15 protein-coding genes are annotated in these 20,967 nt (G+C 69.9%); 7 read left to right on the plus strand and 8 right to left on the minus strand.

What is annotated here, in order from left to right:
- Positions 1-181: 181 nt before the first annotated feature.
- From ABD355_RS16970 to rhaI (ABD355_RS16995), 6 genes are all read right to left on the minus strand, one after another.
- Positions 182-883, minus strand: coding sequence for a LutC/YkgG family protein (locus tag ABD355_RS16970; protein WP_344401152.1), 702 nt, complete (start codon positions 881-883; stop codon positions 182-184).
- A complete protein-coding gene (locus ABD355_RS16975) occupies positions 880-2,358 on the minus strand; it encodes a LutB/LldF family L-lactate oxidation iron-sulfur protein (RefSeq protein ID WP_344401153.1) in 1,479 nt (492 codons plus the stop codon). Before ABD355_RS16975 ends, ABD355_RS16970 begins: the two co-directional genes overlap by 4 nt.
- Positions 2,355-3,110, minus strand: coding sequence for a (Fe-S)-binding protein (locus ABD355_RS16980; RefSeq protein WP_344401154.1), 756 nt, complete (start codon positions 3,108-3,110; stop codon positions 2,355-2,357). Before ABD355_RS16980 ends, ABD355_RS16975 begins: the two co-directional genes overlap by 4 nt.
- A gap of 71 nt (positions 3,111-3,181) precedes the next feature.
- Positions 3,182-4,618 carry a rhamnulokinase gene (locus ABD355_RS16985; RefSeq protein ID WP_425585756.1) on the minus strand — a complete coding sequence of 479 codons (1,437 nt, stop codon included), beginning with the start codon at positions 4,616-4,618 and terminating at the stop codon, positions 3,182-3,184.
- 8 nt (positions 4,619-4,626) lie between these two features.
- Positions 4,627-6,666 (minus strand): bifunctional aldolase/short-chain dehydrogenase, encoded by a 2,040-nt coding sequence (locus ABD355_RS16990; protein ID WP_344401155.1) that lies wholly within the window; start codon positions 6,664-6,666, stop codon positions 4,627-4,629.
- 116 nt (positions 6,667-6,782) lie between these two features.
- Positions 6,783-7,943 (minus strand): L-rhamnose isomerase, encoded by a 1,161-nt coding sequence (gene rhaI / locus ABD355_RS16995; protein WP_344401156.1) that lies wholly within the window; start codon positions 7,941-7,943, stop codon positions 6,783-6,785.
- A 261-nt stretch (positions 7,944-8,204) separates the two neighbouring features.
- On the opposite strand from rhaI (ABD355_RS16995), the gene ABD355_RS17000 reads away from it, so the two are divergent.
- Positions 8,205-9,503, plus strand: a complete 1,299-nt coding sequence (locus tag ABD355_RS17000; RefSeq protein ID WP_344401158.1) for an MFS transporter — start codon at positions 8,205-8,207, stop codon at positions 9,501-9,503.
- Positions 9,503-12,139 (plus strand): family 78 glycoside hydrolase catalytic domain, encoded by a 2,637-nt coding sequence (locus tag ABD355_RS17005; RefSeq protein ID WP_344401159.1) that lies wholly within the window; start codon positions 9,503-9,505, stop codon positions 12,137-12,139. The genes ABD355_RS17000 and ABD355_RS17005 overlap by 1 nt, the downstream gene beginning before the upstream one ends.
- A 13-nt stretch (positions 12,140-12,152) precedes the next feature.
- Here the strand turns inward: ABD355_RS17005 and ABD355_RS17010 are convergent, their stop codons facing one another.
- Complete coding sequence (locus ABD355_RS17010) at positions 12,153-13,028, minus strand: NAD(P)H-binding protein (protein ID WP_344401160.1); 876 nt, start codon at positions 13,026-13,028, stop codon at positions 12,153-12,155.
- Between the two features lie 180 nt (positions 13,029-13,208).
- Here ABD355_RS17010 and ABD355_RS17015 point away from each other — a divergent pair, with 180 nt between their 5' ends.
- Entirely contained in the window at positions 13,209-14,072 is an 864-nt protein-coding gene (locus ABD355_RS17015; protein ID WP_344401161.1) for a LysR family transcriptional regulator, read from the plus strand.
- Positions 14,073-14,807: 735 nt separating this feature from the next.
- Here ABD355_RS17015 and rhaI (ABD355_RS17020) read toward each other — a convergent pair.
- A complete protein-coding gene (gene rhaI, locus ABD355_RS17020) occupies positions 14,808-15,968 on the minus strand; it encodes an L-rhamnose isomerase (RefSeq protein ID WP_344401162.1) in 1,161 nt (386 codons plus the stop codon).
- A gap of 271 nt (positions 15,969-16,239) precedes the next feature.
- Here rhaI (ABD355_RS17020) and ABD355_RS17025 point away from each other — a divergent pair, with 271 nt between their 5' ends.
- From ABD355_RS17025 to rhaS, 4 genes are all read left to right on the plus strand, one after another.
- Positions 16,240-17,757, plus strand: a complete 1,518-nt coding sequence (locus ABD355_RS17025) for a sugar ABC transporter ATP-binding protein (protein ID WP_344401163.1) — start codon at positions 16,240-16,242, stop codon at positions 17,755-17,757.
- Positions 17,754-18,794: an ABC transporter permease gene (locus ABD355_RS17030; RefSeq protein ID WP_344401164.1), complete on the plus strand. Its 1,041-nt coding sequence runs from the start codon at positions 17,754-17,756 to the stop codon at positions 18,792-18,794. The genes ABD355_RS17025 and ABD355_RS17030 overlap by 4 nt, the downstream gene beginning before the upstream one ends.
- On the plus strand, positions 18,787-19,761 hold the full coding sequence (locus ABD355_RS17035) for an ABC transporter permease (protein WP_344401166.1): 975 nt from the start codon (positions 18,787-18,789) through the stop codon (positions 19,759-19,761). The genes ABD355_RS17030 and ABD355_RS17035 overlap by 8 nt, the downstream gene beginning before the upstream one ends.
- Positions 19,762-19,857: 96 nt before the next feature.
- Complete coding sequence (gene rhaS, locus ABD355_RS17040; protein ID WP_344401167.1) at positions 19,858-20,937, plus strand: rhamnose ABC transporter substrate-binding protein; 1,080 nt, start codon at positions 19,858-19,860, stop codon at positions 20,935-20,937.
- Positions 20,938-20,967 lie beyond the last annotated feature (30 nt).

Raw genomic sequence — 20,967 nt, forward strand, 5'->3', positions numbered from 1 at the left:
CCCGGTCGCCAGGAACGACCCCTGAGGCGGTGCAGCACCGGGCAGTCCTTGGCCAGCGCCAGCGCGGAGTCCATGTCCTCGGCGGACGTCATGACACGCTTCGGACTGCCTCCAACCCTGCCCGAAGGGATTGGCGGACCTCCGGCGCCGTGACCCAGCGTGCCCGCCGACGGTACGGAGGCTACGAGTCGACATCGCCGCTCGACCGACCGCCCACGAGTACCACCTCCAGGGTGCGCGGACCGTGCACCCCCTCGACCCGGTCCAGTTCGATGTCGCTGGTCGCCGACGGGCCGGAGATCCAGGTCAACGGGCGGGTCGGGTCGAGGCGTTCGAGGGCCTGGGGTACGGACGAGACGACCTGCTCCGGGACTCGTACGACGCAGATGTGATGGTCGGGGACGAGGGTGATGCGACGGCGGCCCTGGTCGGGGCTGCCGTCCAGGACGATGGTGCCCGTCTCGGCGATGGCGACCGCGCAGCCGGTGACGACGCTCTCGACCTTGTCGAGCTCGTGAGGCGTGCTCACGGCGCGGTCGTGAACGCGGGTGGGATCGGCGGCCGACATCCACTCCGGCGGGAGTCCAGGGGGCACGAGCACATACTGGGGTCCGCGCTCGGCGAGCAGCCGCATGATGAGGTACGGCAACTCCTCCGGGTCCGTACGGTGCACAATCGCCCGGTAGTCCGCCAGATTCTCGGCCAGCAGATCCACCGTCTGCTCGACACTCCGCTCCCCGTGCTCCCGCATATAGTCGCGCGAAACGGCCTGCTCGTACTGGGGGTCCCTCCCAGGCCCTTCAGGCACTGGGGGAGTGTCGTCCTGTGGTACGTCCGCGAGTGCGCGCCGTACCCGGCCCAGGATCCGTTCCCTGCTGCTCACTTCGCGCCCTCCTTTCCGCCGTTCGTACGCTGCCACCAGTCCCGGAACGGTTCCGCGGGCACCGGCGGCAGGTCCCGGCTGCCGCTCCACGCCTTGCCCGGACCGGGCAGCGTCCGTGGATGGAGGCGGCGGCTGCGGGAGGCGAGCCGCTGGCCGGTGCGCAGGGCACCCGGGTGCGTGAACGCCCAGCGGGCCGCGCGCATCGCCGCCCGCTCGGCCGCATGGCCCTTCGCGGGCTGCAGCACCACCTTGTTGCCCTCGCGGATCACCTGCCCGCCCTCCACGACCCGCTCCCGCAGATGGACCAGTACCTCCGGGATGTCGATGGCGACCGGGCACACCTCGTAGCAGGCACCGCACAGCGACGACGCATACGGCAGGGAGGCATCGATCTCGCTTGCAGTACCGCGGAGTTGGGGGCTGAGGATCGCGCCGATCGGGCCGGGATACACCGAGCCGTAGGCGTGGCCGCCCGCCCGCTCGTACACCGGGCAGACGTTCAGGCAGGCGGAGCAGCGGATGCAGCGCAGTGCCTGACGGCCGACCTCGTCGGCGAGGGTGTCGGTGCGGCCGTTGTCGAGCAGCACCAGATGGAAGGTGCGCGGTCCGTCGCCGTCCGTGGTGCCGGTCCAGGTCGAGGTGTAGGGGTTCATGCGCTCGGCGGTGGAGGAGCGGGGCAGGGTCTGCAGGAAAACCTCCAGGTCACGCCAGGTCGGCACGATCTTCTCGATGCCGACGACAGAGATCAGCGTCTCGGGCAGGGTCAGGCACATCCGCCCGTTGCCCTCGGACTCGACGACCACCAGGGTGCCGGTCTCGGCGACCATGAAGTTGGCGCCGGAGATGCCGACCTTGGCGCGCAGGAACTTCTCCCGCAGGTGGAGGCGGGCGGCCTCGGCGAGTTCGGCGGGCGTGTCGGTCAGGCCCTCGGGGGCCGGGCGGCCCCACTCGCTCATCTCGCGCTCGAAGATGTCCCGGATCTCGCCGCGGTTGCGGTGGATGGCCGGGACCAGGATGTGGGAGGGCCGGTCCTTGCCCAACTGCACGATGAGTTCGGCGAGATCGGTCTCGTAGGCGCGGATGCCCTCGGCCTCGAGGGCTTCGTTGAGGCCGATTTCCTGCGTGGCCATCGACTTGACCTTGACGACCTCCGACTCACCGGTCGCCTTCACCAGGTCGGCCACGATCCGGTTGGCCTCGTCGGCGTCGGCGGCCCAGTGCACGACACCGCCCGCGGCCGTGACCGATTCCTCCAACTGCTCCAGATACCGGTCGAGATGACGCAGCGTATGATCCTTGATCCGCTTGCCCGCCTCGCGCAGCGCCGCCCAGTCGGACACCTCCGCCACGGCCTTCGCCCGCTTGGCGCGGATGGTGTGTGTGGCGTGCCGCAGATTGCCGCGCAGTGTCGGGTTGTTGACCGCCTCGTGCGCGGCCTTCGGGAAGGCCGGCATCCCTACGAACGTCCCGCTCATACGGCCGGCTCCTCCTCCATGCTCGCCAGGATCTCCGCAATGTGCACCGGCCGCATGCCGCTGCTGAGCCGCGCCATCGTCCCGCCGATGTGCATCAGACAGGAGTTGTCGGCCGCGCACAGCACCTCCGCGCCGGTCGACTCGGCGTTGCGCACCTTGTCCGCGCCCATCGCCGCCGAGACATCGGAGTTCTTCAGCGCGAAGGTGCCACCGAAGCCGCAACACTCCTCGGCACCCGGCAGCTCCACCAGCTCCAGGCCCTTCACGGCCTGGAGCAGCCGGCGCGGGCGGTCGCCGAGCCCCAGGCCCCGCAGTCCGTGACAGGTCGGGTGATAGGTCACCTGGTGCGGGTAGTACGCGCCGACGTCCGTCACCCCGAGCACGTCCACCAGGAACTCGGTGAGCTCGTACGTCTTCGGGACGACAGGAGCCAGTGTCGCCGCGAGCACGTCCCCGCGTCCCTCGGCCCGCGCCCGCTCACCCATCCGCGGATACAGCTCCCGCACCATCGCCCCGCACGACCCGGACGGCGTCACGATCGCCTCGTACTCCCCGAAAACATCGGAGAAATGCCGGGCCAGCGGCTCCGCCTCATGCCGATACCCGGTGTTGTAGTGCGCCTGCCCACAGCAGGTCTGAGCCATTGGGAAATCGACCTCGACGCCCAGCCTGGTCAGCAGTTTCACCACGGCGCGCCCGGTCTCCGGATACAGCGTGTCGTTGACACAGGTCAGGAACAGGGCGACACGCATCGCGGCTCCTTGTGATCGATCATCGGATGAGTGAAGGGTAGCCGGGGGACGCGCCGCGGGGGAGACCCCTCTCACCTTCCGGCGAGCCGGGCCTGCGCCTCACGCCACCGGGCGGTGTCGCCCCGCGGCTCGTAGTGCGTCAGCGGCTGGGTGCGCGTGAGCAGGCGCCGCCCGCTCGGGAGATCGCCGACCAGCCCGTGCGTCCGGGCCTGGACCAGCACGTTCCCCAGCGCCGCCGCCTCCGTCGGACCCGCCACCACGGGCAGCCCGCACGCGTCGGCGGTCAGCTGGCACAGCAGGGCGTTGCGGGTACCGCCGCCGACGACATGGACGACGTCCACCGGATGCCCGGCCAGCCGCTGCGCGTCCTCGACCGCCCGGCGGTGAGCCAGGGCCAGCGAGTCGAGAATGCAGCGCGTGATCTCCGCAGGGGACTCGGGCACCGGCTGCCCCGACACACGGCACGCCTCGGCGATCCGCTCCGGCATCCGCCCGGGCGCCAGGAACGCCGCGTCCCCGGCGTCCACCACCGACCGCAGCGCCGGCATGTTGGCCGCCTCCAGCAGCAGCTCGCCCAGCTCCGGTTCGCCCCAGGCCCGTGCGCACTCCTGGAGCAGCCACAACCCCATGATGTTGCGCAGATAACGGACCGTGCCGTCCAGTCCCAGCTCGTTGGTGAAGTTGGCGGCCCGGCTCTCCTCGCTCAGCACGGGCGCGTCCAGCTCGAGACCGGCCAGCGACCAGGTCCCGGTGCAGATGTAGGCGAACCGCTCGCCGTCGGCCGGTACGGCGGCCACCGCGGACGCCGTGTCGTGCGAACCGACCGCCGTCACCGGCACCGGACCCCTCAGCCCGGTCTCCTCCAGCACCTCCGGCCGCAGCACACCCGCAGGGTCCCCGGGCTGCCGCAGCGGGGCGAACAGGCCCAGGTCGACGCCCAGCCGGGAGGCGACCTCGTGCGACCACTCGCGCGTCCGAGGATCGATCAGCTGGGTGGTGGAGGCGTTGGTGAGTTCGGTGCCCTGCTCGCCGGTGAGCCAGTATGACATCAGGTCCGGGATGAGCAACAACCGCCCGGCATGGGCCAGTTGGTCCGTCTCCCGCGCCGCGACCAGTTGGTACAGGGTGTTGAACGGCGCATACTGCAACCCGGTCGCTGCGTACAGCTGCTCGGCGGGCACGCTCGCCCACACCTTCTCCGCGACGCCCTCCGTGCGGGAGTCCCGGTAGTGCACGGGATTGCCGAGCAGCGCCCCGTCCGCGTCCAGCAGCCCGTAGTCCACGGCCCAGCTGTCGATGCCGACGGAATCCACCTGCCCCGCACCCCTGAGTCCGTCCAGGACACCCCCGTACAGGGAGAGAATGTCCCACCGCAGCCCCTCGGGCACCCGGACGGGCCGGTTGGGAAAGCGGTGCGCCTCGGTCAGCTCCAGGCTGTCGGGGCCCACACGGCCGACCATGACACGCCCGCTGGACGCGCCGAGGTCGACCGCGGCGTACGACTTCACGAGCGCGCTCACCGCAGGAAGGCGGCCGCGACGCCGGCGTCGACCGGGACGTGCAGCCCGGTGGTGTGGGTCAGCTCCCCGCCGGTCAGCGCGAACACGGCGTTCGCGACATGCTCCGGCAGCACCTCACGCTTGAGGATGGTCCGCTGGGCGTAGAACTCGCCCAGCTTCTCCTCCGGCACCCCGTACACGGCCGCCCGCTGGGCACCCCAGCCGCCCGCGAAGATCCCGGAACCGCGCACCACACCGTCCGGGTTGACCCCGTTGACGCGGATGCCGTGCTCGCCCAACTCGGCGGCCAGCAGCCGTACTTGATGGGCCTGGTCGGCCTTGGTGGCAGAGTAGGCGATGTTGTTGGGCCCGGCGAACACGGCGTTCTTGGAGGCGATGTAGACGATGTCGCCGCCCAGCTCCTGCGCGATCATCACCCGAGCCGCCTCCCGCGACACGAGGAAGGAGCCACGGGCCATGATGTCGTGCTGCAGGTCCCAGTCCCTGGCCGAAGTCTCCAGCAGCGGCTTGGAGATGGAGATCCCGGCGTTGTTGACCACCAGATCGACTCCGCCGAAGGCGAGCACGGCCGCCTTGAAGGCCGTGGCGATCTGCTCCTCGTCCGTCACGTCCACGGTGACCGCGACGGCCTTGTCCGGTCCGCCCAGCTCCTCGGCCACTGTTGCCGCGTTCTCCGCGTTGAGATCGGCGACGACGACACACGCGCCCTCACCGACCAGCCGCTCCGCGATGGCCTTCCCGATCCCGCTGCCGGCGCCCGTGACGAGCGCGACCCGAGTGGCGAGTGGCTTGGCCTTCGGCATCCGCTGGAGCTTGGCCTCCTCCAGCGCCCAGTACTCGATACGGAACTTCTCCGACTCCTCGATCGGCGCATACGTCGACACGGCCTCGGCCCCGCGCATCACGTTGATGGCGTTGACGTAGAACTCGCCGGCAACCCGCGCGGTCTGCTTGTCCTTGCCGAAGCTGAACATGCCCACACCCGGAACCAGCACGATCGCCGGGTCGGCGCCGCGCATCGCGGGGGAGTCGGGCAGCGCGTGCCGCTGGTAGTAGGCGGCGTACTCCTCGCGGTACCCGGCATGCAGCTCCTTGAGCCGTGCGATCGCCTCCTCCAGCGGAGCCGCCGGCGGCAGGTCGAGCACGAGCGGCCGTACCTTCGTCCGCAGGAAGTGGTCGGGGCAGGAGGTCCCGAGCGCGGCGAGCCGCGGATGCTCGGCACGCGCCAGGAACTCCAGGACGACGTCGGAGTCGTTGAAGTGCCCGACCTGCGGCTTGTCCTGAGAGGCGATGGCCCGCACATGCGGCGCCAGCGCCGCCGCCCGCTCCCGCCGCTCGGCCTCGGGCAGCGCCTCGTAGCCCTCGATCACCGGCCCGAACGGCTCGTCCTTCCCCCGCTCGGCAAGGAACGCCTCGGCGGTGCGGATGATGTGCAGAGAGTTCCGCTCGCACTCCTCGGAGGTGTCGCCCCAGGCGGTGATCCCGTGCCCGCCGAGGATGCACCCGACGGCCTGCGGGTTGGCCTCCTTGACCGCCGAGATGTCCAGGCCCAGCTGGAACCCGGGCCGCCGCCACGGCACCCACACCACCGTGTCGCCGAAACACTCGGCGGTCAGCTTCTCCCCGTCGGCCGCGCAGGCGAGCGCGATCCCGGAGTCGGGGTGCAGATGGTCCACGTGCGCGGCGTCGACCAGACCGTGCATCGCGGTGTCGATGGAGGGCGCGGCACCCCCCTTGCCGTGCAGGCAGTAGTCGAACGCTGCGACCATCTCGTCCTCACGCCCGACCCCCGGATAGACCCCCTTCAGCGCCCGCAGCCGATCCAGCCGCAACGCGGCGAGCCCGGCCTCGGTGAGCGTGCCGAGGTCACCACCGGACCCCTTGACCCACATCAGCTCGACGTCACCCCCGGTCACGGGGTCGGTGTCGGTGCCCTTCGCGGAAGTGTTGCCCCCCGCGTAGTTGGTATTGCGGGGGTCAGAGCCAAGCCGATGCGACCGGGCCAGCAGAGCGGCGGCTTCGGGATGGGATGCCATGTCCATTCAGTCCTTCGAAAGTTACGTGCCCCGTCAGGGGCGCGGGGAACTGCGCGACCAGCCACAACCGGCGAGCAGCCTGCAAACGACAAATCCCGGCAGGCGAGTAGCAGGGCTCACGCTCCCCATCCGGCTTGCTGCCCGCCGACCCGTTCCTCGACGATCTTTTCGGTCCATCCGGAGCGGCGGTACGCGGCGATCGGGTCGGGGTCGAGCCCCATCTCCTTGCGGACCTCGGCGAGCAGTGGCCGCACGTCGGTGTTGTAGGCGTCCATCAGCACGGCGTTGGCCTCAAGCACATCCCCCGAGCGCTGTGCCGCGCTCAGTGCGTCCCGGTCGACGAGCAGTGCCTTGGCGGTGGCTTCCTGGACGTTCATCACGGACCGGATGATGGCGGGGATCTTGGCCTCGATGTTGTGGCACTGGTCCAGCATGAACGCGACCTGATCGGTGTAGCCGCCGCCGCGCACGACTTCGTACATGATCCGGAAGAGCTGGAAGGGGTCGGCGGCCCCGACCATGAGGTCGTCGTCGGCGTAGAAGCGGGAGTTGAAGTCGAAGCCGCCCAGTTTGTTCTCCCGTAGCAGGGTGGCGACGATGAACTCGATGTTGGTGCCGGGGGCATGATGTCCGGTGTCGACGACGACTTGCGCCTTCTCGCCCAGCTTGAGGCAGTGGGCGTAGGCGGTGCCCCAGTCGGGCACGTCGGTGGCGTAGAAGGCGGGTTCGAAGAGCTTGTACTCCAGCAGCATCCGCTGCCCGTCCCCGAGCCGGGCGTAGACCTTGGCCAGTCCCTCGGCGAGGCGGTCCTGGCGGGCGCGCAGGTCGTCCTGGCCGGGATAGTTCGTGCCGTCGGCGAACCACAGCTTCAGATCCCTGGACCCGGTGGCGTCCATGATGTCGACGCACTCCAGCAGGTGATCGACCGCCTTGCGCCGGATCGCCGCATCGGGATGACAGATGCTGCCCAGCTTGTAGTCGTCGTCCTGGAACGTGTTGGAGTTGATCGCGCCGAGCGCAATCCCCTGCTCCCGTGCGAACGCCGCAAGCTTGCCGTAGTCCTCGACCTTGTCCCACGGAATGTGCAGCGCGACGGTCGGCGCCACACCGGTGAAGGCGTGCACCTGGGCCGCATCGGCCAGCTTCTCCCACGGGTCGCGCGGCACGCCCTGCTGGGCGAAAACCTTGAAACGCGTACCGGAGTTGCCGTACGCCCACGACGGCGTCTCGATCTTCTGCGCCGCGAGTGCTGCCTTCACGGCGGACTGGTCTGGCATGACCACCTCTGAACACTGTTTGAATCGTTTCAGGGAACGTAGTCCCACGGATGGGATGCCGTCAAGACGTCATTGCGCTCACTCTGCGGCGGTCATGTGCGTGCAGAGATTTCGCTGCCGAAACCCTTGACGAGTTGCCGCCATGGGCCCACGATGCCGTGAAACGTTTCACGGCCGCTTTCAGGGTTGGTTACACGTGTCATCACCTCGTGGCACGCACCGCCCCCCGTCCCCGAACTCCCCCTCAGAAAGGCCGCCTTGATGAGCAACGACGCCATCTCCCGCAGGCCCGCCGAACCCCGGGTCACCCGCTCCCAGTGGCGCCTGGCCGTCCTCTCCGGCATGGCCTCCTACCTGGACTCGGGCATCATCGTCTCCTCCGGCCTGTCACTGGGCCTGTGGCAGAGCCGCTTCCACCTGTCCTCCTGGGGCCTCGGCGCACTGAGCGCGGCGCTGACCTTCTCCATCGCCATCGGCTCACTCGTCGGCGGCCGCCTCGCCGACCGCTTCGGCCGCAAGCGTGTGTACGGGATCGACATCCTCGTCTACGCCATCGGCGCCGCCCTGCTGGTCTTCGCCCCCACCAGCGCCTTCCTCTTCGCGGGCATGATCATCGGCGGCCTTGCGGCCGGCGCCGACCTGCCGACCTCGCTCGCCATGGTCTCCGAGCACTCCCCACGCCCGGTTCGCGGCCGGCTGATCGGCGCGACGCAGACCATGTGGGTTCTCGGCATCACCGCCGCGATCGTGATCGGTTTCGGCACCTCCACGCTCGGCTACCTCTCCGCTCAGCTCCTCTTCGCCCACCTCGCCGTCGTGGCCCTGGTCAGCTGGGTGCTGCGCAACCGTATGCGGCTGTCTCCCGTGCTGGAGGAGGCCGAGCGCGGCGGCGCCGGCGAGGGCATCGACGCACGGGCGCTGCGCCGCCTCGCCGCAAAGCCGGTCCTCGTCCCGCTCCTCGCGACGGGCGGCTTCTACCTCGCCTGGAACCTCGCCGCCAACACCATGGGCCAGTACGGCACGTACTTCCTGACCACCGTCAGCGGCGCCTCCCAGACCCTCGCCACGGGGATGAGCCTGGCCGGGCTCCCGATCGGCCTGGTCTGCTCGCTCGCCTTCGTACGGCTGGCCGACACCCCCTGGCGCGACCGGCTGTTCTACGTCTGTGCGGTGCTCCAGGTCCTTGCCTTCGCCGTGGCCGCGGCGACCGGCGGCGCGGTGATCGCGGCGATGGTGTTCTTCCTGCTCCTCTACAACGTCGTCAACCAGTTCGCCGGCGAGGCCAATTACAAGGTCTGGTCCCAGGAGGCTTTCCCCGAGGAACTGCGCGCGACCACGCAAGGACTGACCTACGGCCTCAGCCGCGCCCTGTGCGGTCTCGCCGGCCTCGCCACCCCCACCCTGATGGCGGTCAGCGGTTCGGCCGTCCTGTGGATCACCACGGCGTGTGTGGCAGTGTCCGGCCTGATCGGCGTGTGGGTCGTCCGCACCATCGCTCCCCAGGGGCGGGCTGCGGCGCCCGGGACCACATCCACCGTCCGCGCCAAGGAGGCGATCTGATGCGTGTCACCTCACCTGTCCTGGAACACCACCGCGAGCCGCTCGGCATCGGCGAGAGCAGGCCCCGCCTGAGCTGGCGCACCGAGACGGCCACACCGGACTGGACGCAGCGGGCGTACCGGCTCGAAATCACCGGCACCGACGGCACCGTCCTGACGGACACCGGACGCGTCGAGGGCGCCGACTCGGTGCTGGTGGACTGGCCGGGCGAGGCGCTCGCCTCCCGCAGCCGCGTCGGGGTGCGCGTCCAGGTGTGGGGCGAGGGCGCCGAGTCGTCCGCCTGGTCTCCGCCCACCTGGGCGGAGACGGGACTGCTCGCCCGTACCGACTGGACCGCCCGGCCCATCACCCCCGACCGCGAACCCGCCGACGCCCCGCTCCCGGTGGCACTGCTGCACCGCACCTTTACCCTGGCCAAGGCGGTCACCTCCGCCCGCCTGTACATCACGGCCCACGGCGTCTACGAGGCCGAGATCAACGGCAGCCGTGTCGGCGACCACGTTCTCGCCCCCGGCTGGACCTCCTACCGCCACCGGCTGCGCTACCAGACCTTCGACGTCACCGGCCTCCTGCGCGAGGGCGACAACGCGATCGGCGCGCTTCTCGGAGAGGGCTGGTACACGGGCCGGCTCGGCTTCCACGGCGGCCGGCGCAACCTCTACGGCGACCGCCGCGCGCTCCTCGCCCAACTGGAGGTCACCCACCCCGACGGCACCGTCACCACCCTCGGCACCGACGAGACCTGGCACGCCACGACCGGCCCGATCCTGCGCTCCGAGCTCTACGACGGCGAGGTCTACGACGCCCGGGCGGCCCGCCCCGGCTGGTCAGACCCGGGCCACGACACCTCCGAGTGGTCATCCGTCACCGAACTACCGCTACCGGAAGCGGAGTTGGTGGCCCCGACCGGCCCGCCCGTGCGCCGCACGCAGACCCTCGCCCCCGTCGACGTCCTCACCACACCGTCCGGGAAGACCGTCCTCGACTTCGGGCAGAACCTGGTCGGACGCCTGCGCCTCCGCGTCTCGGGCCCGGCCGGACACGCCATCACCCTGCGGCACGCGGAGGTACTGGAGCACGGCGAACTCGGCATCCGGCCCCTGCGCCTCGCCGCCGCCACCGACACGTACACCCTCGCCGGCGCGGGCGAGGAGACGTACGAACCGCGTTTTACCTTCCACGGGTTCCGCTACGCCGAAATCGATGGCTGGCCCGGCGAGTTGAACCCGTCGGCGGTCGAAGCCGTCGTCCTGCACACCGACATGACCCGTACGGGCTGGTTCGAGTCCTCGCACGAGCTCGTCAACCGCCTGCACGAGAACGTCGTATGGGGCATGCGCGGCAACTTCCTCGACATCCCCACCGACTGTCCCCAGCGCGACGAACGCCTCGGCTGGACCGGTGACATCCAGGTCTTCGCCCCCACCGCCTCCTTCCTCTACGACTGCTCGGGCATGCTCGGCGGCTGGCTGCGCGACCTCGCGGCCGAACAACTCGCCCGCGCCGACGGCACGCCCCCGCTGGTGGTGCCCGACGTCCTGCCCTCCGGCTTCGGCGGCACCCCGCACGCGGTGTGGGCGGACGTCGCTGTGCTGCTGCCGTGGACGCTGTACCGGTGCTTCGGCGACCTGGCCGTGCTGCGCACCCAGTACCCGAGCATGCGCGCCTGGGTGGAGACCGCCGCCCGCCTCACCGAGCAGGGCGGCGGCCTGTGGCGGCAGGACTTCCAGCTCGGCGACTGGCTCGACCCGGCCGCCCCGCCGGACGCTCCGGGAGACGCCCGCACGGACGGCGATCTCGTCGCCAACGCGTACGTCGCCCGCTCGGCCGACGTGCTCGCCGAGACGGCGCGGCTGCTGGGGGAGAAGGACGACGCCGTCCGCTACGAGGAACTCGCGCGGTCGGTGCGGGCGGCCTTCGCCGACGAGTTCGTCACCCCCGGCGGGCGCATGTCGAGCGACGCGCAGACCGCGTACGCACTGGCCCTGTGCTTCGCGCTGCTGCCCACGGAACGCCAACGGCGGGGCGCCGCCGAGCGGTTGGCCCACATCGTGCGCAAGGCAGGCTTCCGCATCGCCACCGGATTCGCCGGTACGCCGCTGATCTGCGACGCCCTGTGCGCGGGCGGGGAAGCGCAGCTGGCGTACCGGATGCTCCTGGAGAAGGGCTGCCCGTCCTGGCTGTACCCCGTGAGCATGGGGGCGACGACCGTCTGGGAGCGGTGGGACTCGATGCTGCCCGACGGGAGCATCAACCCCGGCGAGATGACCTCCTTCAACCACTACGCCCTCGGCGCCGTCGCCGATTGGCTGCACCGCACGGTCGCAGGTCTCGAAGCCGCCGAACCGGGCTGGCGAAGGCTGCGCATCGCGCCCGTTCCCGGCGGCGACCTGACGTATGCCAAGGCCGCACACGACACGTCGTACGGCCGAGCCGAGGCGGGCTGGCGGATCGAGGACGGCACGCTCGTGGTGGAGGTGCTCGTCCCGCCGAACACCCGGGCCGAGGTCCAACTCCCCGGTGACGACGAGCCGTTCGAGGTCGGCTCGGGCCGCCGTACCTTCCGGCGGCCGTACACCGCGCCCGCCTGGCCGCCGGCCGCGATCCGGAATCCGTTCGCCGGGCCTGAGGAGTAGGCGGGTGAGGCGCTCAGGCCAGGACGGCAGGCCTGAGCACCTCCTCGCACCACTGGCGGAACGTGGTCGGGCTGGGCGAGGCGACGCGATGGTCCTCGTCGTAGGCGTCCTTGATCTGGGCCACGGCCATGTCGACCAGTCCCTGCGCCCATGCCTCGCTCGCACCGTGCTCCAGCATCGTCGCCCGGTAGGTGTCGAGGGGCAGCTGCTGATACCGGACAGACCGCCCGAGCACCTCGGAGAGGACCTCAGCCATGCCCTCGGGGGAGAGGGCGTCGGGACTGACCACGGGTACGCCCTCCTGACCGCTCCACGACCGGTCGAGCAGGAGTTCCGTGGCCTTGGCCGCGATGTCCCGGGTGGCGACGGACGCGACTACGCGGTCTCCGGGCTGCGGCCAGTAGAACGCCCCCTGGTCCCTGATCGCGGCCACCTGCCACAGCAGGTTCTCCATGAAGGCCGGCGGCTGCAGCGCCCTGTAGTGCACACCGGTGTCCATGATCATCCGGTCCTTGGCGAGTGAAGCCGACAGGTGCCCGGCGTTCTTCTCGATGCCGCGGCCCATGGTCGACACGGCGACGACCCGCTCGACGCCCCGGTCGCCGATCGCCTGACAGGCCGCCCGCGTGTAGTCGACGTAGTGGCCCTCGACGCTCTCCGCGCGCGGATCCGGCGGCACCACCCAGAACACGGCGTCCGCGCCCGCGAAGGCCTCCATGACGACATCGAGGTCACGCGGCGAGCCCTGAACGACCTCGACGCGCTCGTGCACCTCGGCAGGCAATCGTGAGGGCTCGCGGGCGATCACGCGGACCGGCGCCTGGACGCCGAGGAGACCGTCGACGACCTGGCGGCCGATCTGACCCGTGGGAGTGGTGATGACAAGCATGAAAAAGCTCCAAGAGGGCTCGCTGGAAAGGCAGTTGGCACCCTTCGGTCGTCGGCTGGACCAGCTGGACGGACCGGGGACCGCGTGCTTCGATCCTGCGGTGCACCCCCGCCGAGACGGAAGGATCGAAGGGATCCCGCTTGTTACCCTCTGGGTAATACCGAACGGAGGTGCCGGGTCGTGGAATCCCGATCACTGCGCTACTTCGTCGCCGTGGCGGAAGAACTCAACTTCGCCCGCGCCGCCGAACGGCTGGGCATCTCCGCCCCGCCCCTCTCCCGCGCCATCCGCAAGCTCGAGGCCGACCTGGGCGTCACCCTCTTCGAGCGCACCACCCACAGCGTCGAACTGACCCCCGCCGGCACGGTCCTGCTCGGGGAGGCCCGGATCGCGCTCGACGCACTGCAGGCGGCCGGCCGTCGGGCGCAGCGGGCGGCCGCCCAGGACGCGAAACTGGTCCTGGCCCTCAAGGCCGACGGCGACGGGGGCCTGCTGGAACCCATCCTCGCCCGCTACGCGAGCGAGCCCGCCGCCCTCCCCGTCACGCTCCGCCTCTCCGGCTGGGGCGACCAGGCCCGTCTGCTGCGCCAGGGCGAGGCGGACGCAGCCCTGATCTACGAACCCTTCGACCACACCGGCCTGGACAGCGAAACGGTCACCGTCGAACGCCGCTTGGCCGCCCTCCCCGCCACCCACCCCCTGGCCGCCCGCGATCACCTCACCCTCGCCGACCTGGCCATCCCGGGAGTCGAATCCGGCCGCCTCGACGGCCTGGCGCACTACCTGGACACGGTCGTCGAGCGCCACGGCATCGCCGACCTGCCCCAACTGCTCACCCTCGTCGAACTGGGCGAGATCGTGACCCTGCTGCCCGAGTCCGTCACCACCCGCTACCCGCGCCCGGGCCTCGCCTACCGCGAGGTCCCGGACGCCCCACCGGCCACCCTGTCGATCGCCTGGCCCCAGCAGTCCTGCTCGACCGCCACCGCCGCACTCGTCCGGGTGGCCGCTTCCGTGGTCGCCACTGTCGAGGCGGCCGCATGAAGTACCTGGTCCTGATGTACGCCGATCCCGCGGCGACCGAGGCGATGACCGCCGCCGAACGCGCGGAGGTGTTCCGCCGGCACGAAGCACTCCACCAGGACCTGGAAGGCACCGGCGAGATGCTGAACGGAGCCGGGCTCGCCTTCCCCCGTGACACGAAGACCATCCGGTGGCGCGGCGAAGGAATGCCCCCGACCACGGCGGACGGCCCGCTCACGGACACCACCGACCACATGACCGCGTACTACGTGATCGACTGCGCCACCCGGAACGAGCACGGGAGATCGCCGCACGCGTCCTGGACTTCCACGTCGTGGCGGTGGAGGTGCGGCCCGTCCACGACTCGTTCGGCATGGGAGAAACCTGACCGCGGGACCCATGTTCACGAGCCCCTCCGCATACCGACCGGACGGCGACCGGACCCGCGGATCGCCGCGCACACTCACGCCGCGCTCGGCAACGTCGCAGACGTGATCAAGGACCCCCAGGTACGGTCAGGAATCTCCCAGCGGCCGCGTGCGCCGACGGCCGACGTCGGCTACCGACTACCGATGGCGGAAACCACGTCAGGTGCGTGGGACTGTTCAAATGTGCGGCTCCGTCGCGCGGGCGGCGCGACCCGCCGCGTCAGGGGCGCGGGGCTGTATCAATGTGCGGCTCCGCCGCGCGGGCGCGACCAGCCACATCGGGCCCGCAGCCTGCAAACAACAAGTCCCGGCAGATGAGTAGCAGCGCTCAGGCTCCCCATCCGGCTTGCTGCCCGCCGACGCGCTCTTCGACGATCTTCTGGGCCCATCCGGAGCGGCGGTACGCGCCGATCGGGTCGGGGTCGAGGCCCATGTCCTCGCGGACCTCGGCGAGCAGTGGCCGCACGTCGGTGTTGTAGGCGTCCATCAGCACGGCGTTGGCTTCGAGCACATCCCCCGAGCGCTGTGCCGCGCTCAGTGCGTCCCCGTCCACGAGCAGTGCCTTGGCGGTGGCTTCCTGGACGTTCATCACGGACCGGATGATGGCGGGGATCTTGGCCTCGATGTTGTGGCACTGGTCCAGCATGAACGCGACCTCGGACGTGTATCCCCCGCCCCGGACCACCTCGTACATGATCCGGAACAGCTGGAAGGGGTCGGCGGCCCCGACCATGAGGTCGTCGTCGGCGTAGAAGCGGGAGTTGAAGTCGAAGCCGCCCAGCTTGTTCTCCCGTAGCAGGGTGGCGACGATGAACTCGATGTTGGTGCCGGGGGCATGATGCCCGGTGTCGACGACGACCTGCGCCTTCTCACCCAGCTTGAGGCAGTGGGCGTAGGCGGTGCCCCAGTCGGGCACGTCGGTGGCGTAGAAGGCGGGTTCGAAGAGCTTGTACTCCAGCAGCATCCGCTGCCCGTCCCCGAGCCGCTGGTACACCTTGGCCAGTCCCTCGGCGAGGCGGTCCTGGCGGGCGCGCAGGTCGTCCTGGCCGGGATAGTTGGTGCCGTCGGCGAACCACAGCTTCAGGTCCCTGGACCCGGTGGCGTCCATGATGTCGACGCACTCCAGCAGGTGATCGACCGCCTTGCGCCGGATCGCCGCATCGGGATGACAGATGCTGCCCAGCTTGTAGTCGTCGTCCTGGAACGTGTTGGAGTTGATCGCTCCCAGCTTCACGCGCTGGTCCTCGGCGTACTTGGCCAGAGCACCGTAGTCGTCCACCTTGTCCCACGGAATGTGCAGCGCGACCGTCGGCGCCACACCGGTGAAGGCGTGCACCTGGGCCGCATCGGCCAGCTTCTCCTGCGGCGTACGGGGAACGCCTTGCTGCGTGAACACCTTGAACCGGGTCCCCGAGTTCCCGTACGCCCACGACGGCGTCTCGACTGCCTGGGTCTTCAGCGCGGCCTTCACCGCGGCGAGCTCGGTCACTTCAGGGCTCCTGTGACGTCTGGCCGTAAGGGCAGATGGATGAATCGATTCAGGACGGGAAGCTTAGAACTCCCCACGGGGGTGTCAAGCGTTCGGGCAGAGGCTGCTACCCGTGGCCTGACCGTGACCTTTGGATCTCGACGGGCTCTCGAAATTTTTTCGAGGTCCACCCATTGACGTGACATGGGCGACGCGCCTAACGTCCCGGCAACCAAGTTGAAACCTTTCACGACGTCGTGAGCCCCTTGTCGGCGTCGTCGAGGAGCCCCTAATGACCCACCCGTCCGACACGGGTCCGGCCCCGGTGCTGGCGCTCGAGGACATCTCGAAGTCCTTCGGCGCGGTGCGCGCCCTGCGGGACGTCTCCCTGGAGTTGTTCCCCGGCGAGGTGCACGCACTCGCCGGAGAGAACGGCGCGGGCAAGTCGACCCTGATCAAGACCCTTGCCGGTGTGCACCGGCCCGACGCCGGCCGGGTGCTGCTCGATGGTGAGCCCGTCGTCTTCCACGGACCCGGCGACGCCCGCGACGCCGGCATCGCCGTCATCTACCAGGAGCCCACGCTCTTTCCCGACCTTTCGATCGCCGAGAACATCTTCATGGGCCGCCAGCCCCGACGCGCCCTCGGCCGTATCGACCACAAGGCCACCCATGCGGCGACCCTGGCCCTGATGCAGCGCCTCGGCGTCGAACTCGACCCCGACCGCCCGGCCCGCGGCCTGTCCATCGCGGACCAGCAGATCGTCGAGATCGCCAAGGCCCTCTCCTTCGAGGCCCGCGTCCTGATCATGGACGAGCCGACCGCCGCCCTCACCGGCAGCGAGGTGGCCCGCCTCTTCGGCGTCGTGCGCACCCTGCGCGAACAGGGGGCCGCGGTGCTGTTCATCTCGCACCGTCTTGAGGAGATCTTCGAGATCTGCCAGCGGGTCACCACCCTGCGCGACGGCGCCCGGATCTCCAGCGAGCCGATCGAGGGCATGACCGAGGACGACCTGGTACGGCGCATGGTCGGCCGCGACCTCGACGAGCTGTACCCCAAGCAGGACGTCCAGCCCGGCCAAGTCGCGCTGAGCGTACGGCGGTTGACCCGCGAGGGCGTCTTCACCGACGTCTCCTTCGAGGTGCGGCACGGCGAGATCGTCGGTCTCGCGGGACTCGTCGGCGCGGGCCGTACGGAGGTCGCCCGGGCCGTCTTCGGCATCGACCGCTGGGACGCCGGCGAGGTCGAGGTCCAGGGGCGCAAGCTCACCAACGGCGCCCCCTCCACCGCCATGGCCGCAGGGCTCGCCCTCGTCCCCGAGGACCGGCGCGCCCAGGGCCTGGTGATGGACATGTCCATCGAGCGCAACATCGGCCTCACCGGTCTGCGCACATCGGTCCGGGCGGGCCTCGTCGACCGCGGCGCCGAACGCAGCCGCTCCCTCGACTGGGCCGTCAAGCTGCAAGTGAAGTACGCCAGGATCGCCGACACGGTCAACACCCTGTCCGGCGGCAACCAGCAGAAGGTGGTCCTCGCCAAGTGGCTCGCCACCGGCCCGAGGGTACTGATCGTCGACGAGCCCACCCGAGGCATCGACGTCGGGACCAAGGCCGAGGTGCACCGGCTGCTGAGCGAGCTGGCCGCCGACGGCGTGGCCGTCCTGATGATCTCCTCCGACCTGCCCGAGATCCTCGGCATGGCCGACCGCGTGCTCGTGATGCACGAGGGCCGCCTGACCGCCGAGATCCCACGCGCCGAAGCCACCGAGGAAACCGTGATGGCCGCAGCCACCGGGAGGGCCGCCGCATGACGGTGACCACTCCCAACGAAGCCCCCGTCGCCGAGGTGCCCAGGTCCAGCGGCACCCGGCTCGTCGACCGCGTCTTCAAGATGCGCGAACTCGCCATCCTGGTGGTCTTCCTGGTGATGATCGCCATCACCCAGGCGGGCAACAGCCAGTTCCTGTCCGAGCAGGGCATCAAGGACCTGCTGCTGAACGCGACCATCCTGGTGCTGGTCGCCACCGGCCAGTCCCTGGTGGTGATCACAAGGAACGTCGACCTGTCGGTCGGCTCCACGCTCGGCATCGCGGCCTTCGCCGCCGGTGACTATCTGCACGGCGGCGGGAACGCGGTGGTGGCCGTCGTCCTGGCGGTGCTGCTCGGCGTCGGCTTCGGCCTGCTCAACGGCCTCCTCGTCAGTCTCGGCCAGGTGCCCGCCCTCGTCGTCACCCTCGGCACGCTCTACATCATCCGAGGCGTCGACTCCATCTGGGTCGGCTCCCGCCAGATCACTGCGGCCGACCTCCCCGGCGGCTTCGTGGACTTCGGCTCCGGCGGCCTCTCCGCCGTGCCGTGGCTGGCCCTGATCGCGCTGGTGGTGCTGGTGGCGACGGCGTACTACCTCAAGCACTTCGGCAGCGGACGCGAGCTGTACGCGCTCGGCTCCAACCCGGAGGCCGCCAGGCTTGCGGGCATCCCCGTGCGCAAGCGGATCCTGGCCGCGTACACCTTCTGCGGCGGCCTCGCCGGCCTCGCGGGCGCCATGTACCTGGCCCGGTTCGGCAACGTCGACTCCGGGACCGGCAACGGCTACGAACTCACCGTCGTCAGCGCGGTCGTGGTCGGCGGCGTCGTCTTCACCGGCGGCTCCGGCAGTGTCTACGGGGCGGCGCTGGGCGCCCTGCTGCTGACCTCCATCAACAGCGTGCTGCCCGCCCTCGGCGTCAGCTCCGTGTGGGTGCTCGCCATCAACGGCATCCTGCTCATCCTCGCCATCGCGGTCGACCGGGTCGTCGCGCTGCGCGTGGCCTCCGCCCTGAAGAAGAGGAACGCCCGCCATGCCTGAGTCACTGACGCGCGCGGTCCGCTGGGACACGGTCGTCGGCGCGCTCCTGGTCGTCCTGCTGCTGATGTCGTTCGGCACGGTCGACGGGTTCGGCAACGCCCTGAACCTGTCGTTCCTGATCGGCAACACCCTGCCGATCGCCCTGATCGCCCTGCCCATGACGCTGCTGGTCGTCTCCGGCGAGATCGACCTGTCCGTCGCCTCCACGGCCGGCCTCTCGGGCGCCGTGATGGGCAGACTGTGGAACGACGGCATGGCCATCGAGACGATCATCCCGCTGTGCCTGTTGCTGGGCGTGGTGTGCGGCCTGATCAACGGCCTCCTCGTCACGCGGCTCGGACTGCCTTCCCTCGCCGTCACCATCGGCACCCTCGCCGCCTACCGGGGCATCGCACAGATCGTGCTGGGCTCCGACGCGGTGACCGACTTCCCCACCCAGTACCTGGACTTCGCGGCCGGACGCATCGGGAACACCTTCCTCCCGCAGGCCCTCCTGCCCTTCCTGGTACTGCTCGCCATCGCGGTGGTCGTCCTGCACGCCACCCCCTTCGGACGCTCCCTGTTCGCGATCGGTGCGAACGAGGAGGCGGCGCGGTTCGCCGGCATCCGCGTCAAGCGGCACAAGCTGATCCTGTTCACGGTGACGGGGCTGATGGCGTCCCTCACCGGGATCTTCTGGGCGCTGCACTACGCCAGCGCCCGCTATGACAACGCCACCGGTCTCGAACTCTCCGTCGTCGCCGCCGTGCTGCTCGGTGGCATCGACTTCGACGGCGGCAAGGGCACGCTGGGCGGCGCGATCGCCGGTGTCTTCCTGCTGGGAGCGCTGCAGAACGTGATGAGCCTGCTCAATGTCTCGGCGCAGTCGCAGATCGTCGTCACCGGTGTGTTGCTCGTGATCTCCGTTCTCGGCCCACGGGTCGCGAGGCAGATCAGTGTGGCTCGGGCGGCACGCTCAGCCGGCTAGGTCGCCTGTCGGCTGACGGCCGGATGTGGCTGGTCGCGCAGTTCCCCGCGCCCCTGTGGGGCGCGTCGTACTCACCCTTCGTCAAAAGGACCCGCTATGCGCAAGTCATCCCTCCGCCGTGCCTGTGCGGCGCTCGCCGCCGGAACCTCTCTCGCTCTCGCGCTGACCGCCTGCGGTGGCACCACCAAGAACAACTCCAAGAGCGACGACACGGCGGCCACCTCGACCGCCAAGGCCGACCCGGGCGCCGTCCTCAAGAAGGGCCTGACCGTCGGCTTCCTGCCCAAGCAGGTCAACAACCCGTACTTCACCTCCGCCGACAAGGGCGGCGAGCAGGCCCTCACCGAGCTGGGCAGCAAGTACAAGGAGGTCGGCCCCTCCAGCGCCACCGACACCGCCGGCCAGGTCTCCTACGTCAACACGCTCACCCAGCAACAGGTCAACGCGATGGCCGTGTCCGCGCAGGACCCGGGCGCCCTGTGCACCGCGCTCAAGCAGGCCATGAAGAACAACATCAAGGTCGTCACCTACGACTCCGACACCAAGCCCGACTGCCGCAACGCCTTCGTCTCGCAGGCCAGCGCCGAGGACCTCGGCCGTACCGAGGTGCAGCTGCTCGCCCAGCAGATCGGCTACAAGGGCGAGATCGCAATCCTGTCCGCCGCGCAGACCGCGACGAACCAGAACGTGTGGATCGACTTCATGAAGAAGGAGCTGGCGGACCCGAAGTACAAGAACATCAAGCTGGTCAAGGTCGCCTACGGCAACGACGACGCCCAGCAGTCCTTCCAGCAGACCCAGGGCCTGCTCCAGCAGTACCCGAACCTGAAGGGGATCATCTCCCCGACCACGGTGGGCATCAAGGCCGCCGCCCAGTACCTGTCCGGCTCCAAGTACAAGGGCAAGGTCAAGCTGACCGGCCTCGGCACCCCGAACGACATGCGCAAGTACGTCAAGAACGGCACCGTCGAGGGCTTCGAGCTGTGGGACCCGTCCAAGCTCGGCGAGCTTGCCGCCCGTACCGCCGTCGCGCTGGCCTCCGGTCAGATCACCGGCAAGGAGGGCGAGACCTTCAAGGCCGGCTCCACCACATACACCATCGGCAAGGACGGCGTGATCACCCTCGGCAAGCCGACCGTGTTCAATGCCCAGAACATCGACCAGTTCAACTTCTGATCCCCTTCCACCCCTGCGGGAGCTGGTACC

It is taken from the genome of Streptomyces longisporus (assembly GCF_039532765.1).
GTDB classification, from domain to species: Bacteria; Actinomycetota; Actinomycetes; order Streptomycetales; family Streptomycetaceae; genus Streptomyces; species Streptomyces longisporus.